Genomic DNA, 4,262 nt, shown 5'->3' with positions numbered 1-4,262 from the left:
TGAATACGAATATCTCCAGCCACGCCCTTGTCGATGACCGTGAGAAGCTGCGTCTCAGCAGGACCCACCGGCAAAATCAGGCGCCCACCTGGCTTGAGCTGTTCGAGCAGCGCCGGCGGTGGCCGCTCGGCTGCTGCCGTCACCAGAATCTTGTCGTAGGGCGCATGCTCGACCCAGCCGCGAGATCCATCTCCGACGCGGATACCGACCGTGGAGTAGCCAAGCTGGCGCAGGCGCAATTCGGCTTCGCTTGCGAATTCCTCGACGATCTCGACGCTCCAGACCCGGGCGGCAAGCTCTGCCAGAACCGCCGCCTGGTAGCCAAGGCCGGTGCCGATCTCGAGTACTACCTCATGCGGTTCGAGGGCGAGAAGGTCGGTCATGAGCGCGCTGATGAAGGGCTGTGAGACCGTCTTGCCGAAGCCGATCGGGAGCGGCATGTCCTGGTAGGCGAGAGAAGCAAGTTGAGCAGGCACGAAGAGATGGCGCGGCACCCGCAGCATTGCCGCCAGCACTCGCTCGTGGAGCGCTGCTTTGCCGAGCTCATCGCTCATGAGGTCGGTGTGGATCGTGATTACCTCGACCATGTGCCGGCGCAGGATCGCAAAGTGCTCCTCATCCATCGGCTTCATGACAGGCGGCCTTCCTCCGATATGTCTGCGGTCAGGACGCTCTGGTGTCAGGGTGCGCTCTCACGTCTCCGATAGCGTGCTGTGGTTCCGTTGCATCCTTGCGCTGCCGCACTCACGAGATACGAGATATAAGCCGCGACACCGGCAGCCTCGACGACGTCCCTCCGGCCGGGAAGGATCGTCCCTCACACGGTCCGCATGTGCATCCGACGCCTCGCGCTCGGGGCGTCGCCTCGCGTGCGGCGCCAACATGGTGGCTGGACACGCCCGGCAGGCGACACGCGGTCACCGTTTCATCATTCTACGGGTCATGCGGGCCCGCTCCATAGGGAATACCGTGCGGCGCTCACAATCGTGTCATCGGCGGCTCTACTGGCCGTCAGTGGCGGTCCGGCTCCCGCGCCGAGGGCGCGTTTGGGAATCTCTCGAAACCGAGATAACAATAATCCCGCCCCGCCGTGTCCACCCTGTGCGCGTGCCAATCGGATCGACTGCTGTTTGACAAAAACAGCCGTGAATTACCGGTATCAACGGGTTGCCGGTGACTATCACGAAAATACGCAATCAGCTCAGTGCCTTGCCTGGCGCCGTTTCTTGCACGGCCGTGGCGAAACACCCTGGTGAACGGCCGCCTCCATCCGCCCGGCAGATCGACATGAGAGTCGCTTGCCTGGTGTTCAATCGCTTGACCAGGTTCGCGGCACTGATGTCCCAGCGGACCTGCAGAAAATCTGTATACTCGCATCTTCAGGCTCGTTAACGGATTTGTGCACCCAAGCCAGGGCTTCGTCGTCCACGTCGAGGGGGAAACAACATGAATGATCCACACGAGTTGGATACCGAAACGCACGATGCTTCGGGAAACGTGGCCCGCCGGATGCTGTTGGGCGGCGCAGTACTCGGCACGGCGCTGGCAGCGATGAGCGTCCGCGCTACACAGGCGCGGGCCGCCGGCTTTCCCGCACATCCGAAGTGGAAGCTGGTATTTGTCAACCACGTGACCACCAATCCGTTCTTCGTGCCGACGCGATATGGCATCGAGGACGCGTGCGCCTTGCTGGGCTGCGAGTATCAGTGGACCGGTTCGGCAACCAGCAATGCGGCGGAGATGGTCAACGCGATGAACACGGCGATCGCGGGGAAGGCCGATGCGATCGCGGTGCCAATCGTGGACCAGGCGGCGTTCAATCGGCCGATCGCGAGCGCGATGGAGGCCGGGATCGCGGTATTCTCTTATAACGCGGACGTACCGAGTGCTGGCCGGCTGGCCTATATCGGCCAGGATCTCTACGCCTCGGGCGCGAAGATGGGCGAGCGTATCCTTGGGATGATCGACTCCGGGCGCGTAGCCCTGTTCATTGCCACGCCGGGACAACTGAATATCCAGCCGCGCATCGACGGTGCGCAGGACGTGATCAGGAAGGCCGGCCGAAACATCACGGTGGACGTGATCGCCACCGGCCCGACGGTGGACGAGGAGTTGTCGAAGATCGACGCCTACTACATCGGTCACCAGGACGTGAAGGGCATGTTCGCCGTGGATGCCGGCAGCACGCAGGGCGTCTCGCAGGTCATCAAGAAATACAAGCTGCCGGAGAAGGGCATCAAAGGCGGCGGCTACGACCTGCTGCCGGTTACCCTGAACAACATTCGTGACGGGTTCCTCGACTTCACCATCGACCAGCAACCCTACCTGCAGGGTTTCTACACGGTGATGGTGATGGCGACCTTCCTGGCTTCCGGTGGACTGGTGGGGCCGGCCGATATCAATACCGGTCTGAAATTCGTGACGAAAGACAGCGTCGGGCCATATATCACGACCTCGACGCGCTACGAAGGCAAGACCGACCGGCCGATGATCGTGCCGCGCTCCGGTGCCATAAAGGGTTGAGGCAGATGAACGGCAAGGAGATGGCAGCCCGGCCATCTCCTTTTCGCGGCGGTGCGCTGGCCGCTTTCCTGCGCTGGCGCGAGGCCAGCATCGTCGTCGTGGCCGTGCTGCTCATCGCATACTTCCAGGCCGCGAACGAGAACTTCCTCAGCAGCGCGAATCTGCAGACATTGTCGCAATTCATTGCGGCCTCGGCGATCATCGCCTGTGGCGAGGTGATGCTGCTGATCTGCGGCGAGATCGACCTCTCGGCGGGGCACGTGTTCGCCTTGGCGCCCTTCCTGATGCATTTCGGCACCGAAGCGGGCCTGCCGATCATGGTCGCGCTGCTGCTGGCGCTGGTGGCAGCGGGGTTGGTGGGAGCAGTGAACGGCTTGATCACCGTGAAGCTCCGCGTGCCATCGTTCGTGACGACGTTGGGGACGTTGTACGTGCTCAATGGCTTCACGCTGACCATTTCGGGCGGCGCGCCGGTGGCGACAGCAGGAAGCGAGGCCGTCGCCAACATCATGGGCGCATCGGGCTACAGCGAGATCATCTGGGCTGTCGGGATCGTCGGGGTGATGCATTTCGTGTTGCGGCAGACGCGGTGGGGGCTTCACACGATCGCCGTCGGCGGCAACCTGATCGGTGCCGCGGAGGCAGGGATCAACGTCGCGCACATCAAGATCGGCAATTTCGTCCTGACGAGTGTGCTGGCGGGCTTCACCGGTATCCTTGAAGCGTTCCGCATCGGCTCGACCGATCCGCTCGCCGGGGGTACCAACATCATGTTCCTGGCGGTCGCTGCGGGCGTGATCGGCGGCACACCGCTGGCGGGCGGTTCCGGCACCATCATTGGCGCGCTGGTGGGGGCGATCGTGCTGGGCGTGCTGCGCGACGGATTCACATTGCAGGGCATCAACGCCTTCACCTTCGACGTGATTATCGGCGGGGCCATCCTGGTCGCGATGATCTCCAACATTCACATGGGGCGACTGCAGCGCGGAGAGCGGTCATGACAGAGGCGCTGCGCGCGGAGAGGATCGTCAAACGATTCGGCAGCGTGACCGCCCTTGACGGCGTGTCGATGCATCTGGCAGCGGGGGAGATCCTGGGCATTCTCGGCGACAACGGCGCCGGCAAATCGACGCTGATGAAGATCCTGACCGGCTATCAGCCGCCGACATCCGGGCGGCTGTTCGTGCAAGGCGAGGAAGTGGCGTTACGCTCGGTGGACCATGCACGGGCGCTAGGCATCGAGTGCGTGTACCAGGATCTCGCGCTGGTGAACGGACTGAGCGTCTACCACAACATGTTCCTGAACCGCGAAAGGAAGCACGGCCTGCTGCCGTTCATGCTCGACAATCCGGCAATGCGGCGGCGAGCCCAGGAAGTGCTGAACGACATCGGCGTGAACATTCCCTCGGTCGATCTTGAGGTGGAGCGGCTGTCGGGCGGTCAGCGCCAGGCGGTGGCCGTGGCGCGGGCTGTGGGATCGAACGCGCGCATCCTGCTGCTGGACGAACCGCTGGCGGCGATGGGCGCGCGCGAGTCGGCGCTGATCATCGACCTGATCCTGCGGCTGAAGGCGAAGGGTCACCTGTCGATCCTCATGATCATGCACAACTACGCGCAAACGCTCGATATCGCTGACCGCATCATGCTCATGCAGCATGGCTCGGTGACCTATGAGCGGGATTCGGCGGCAACGTCGGTTGAGGAATTGATGGACATCCTGCGGCGTGAGTACCGCGCGC

Annotated in this window: 4 protein-coding genes; 3 read left to right on the top strand and 1 reads right to left on the bottom strand. The window is 63.0% G+C overall.

Annotated elements, in window-relative coordinates; genetic code table 11:
• A partial coding sequence (locus OL599_RS25665; RefSeq protein ID WP_264716910.1) for a protein-L-isoaspartate(D-aspartate) O-methyltransferase occupies positions 1-632 on the bottom strand: 632 nt, incomplete at its 3' end.
• 814 nt (positions 633-1,446) lie between these two features.
• Between OL599_RS25665 and OL599_RS25660 the strand changes: the two genes are divergently transcribed.
• The 3 genes from OL599_RS25660 to OL599_RS25650 form a co-directional block, all read left to right on the top strand.
• Entirely contained in the window at positions 1,447-2,523 is a 1,077-nt protein-coding gene (locus OL599_RS25660; RefSeq protein WP_264716909.1) for a sugar ABC transporter substrate-binding protein, read from the top strand.
• A gap of 5 nt (positions 2,524-2,528) precedes the next feature.
• Positions 2,529-3,524 (top strand): ABC transporter permease, encoded by a 996-nt coding sequence (locus OL599_RS25655; protein WP_264716908.1) that lies wholly within the window; start codon positions 2,529-2,531, stop codon positions 3,522-3,524.
• The coding region (locus OL599_RS25650; RefSeq protein WP_264716905.1) for an ATP-binding cassette domain-containing protein at positions 3,521-4,262 on the top strand (742 nt) is incomplete at its 3' end. The genes OL599_RS25655 and OL599_RS25650, both read left to right, overlap by 4 nt.

The sequence above is a fragment of the Limobrevibacterium gyesilva genome (genome assembly GCF_025989185.1).
In the GTDB taxonomy this organism is placed as follows: domain Bacteria; phylum Pseudomonadota; class Alphaproteobacteria; order Acetobacterales; family Acetobacteraceae; genus Limobrevibacterium; species Limobrevibacterium gyesilva.
This window is presented reverse-complemented; position numbering and strand designations above follow the sequence as displayed.

Excerpts from the sequence above, each read along its gene's own strand:
- OL599_RS25660 (WP_264716909.1), top strand. The coding sequence starts at position 1,447 with ATGAATGATCCACACGAGTTGGATACCGAAACGCACGATGCTTCGGGA.
- OL599_RS25655 (WP_264716908.1), top strand. The coding sequence starts at position 2,529 with ATGAACGGCAAGGAGATGGCAGCCCGGCCATCTCCTTTTCGCGGCGGT.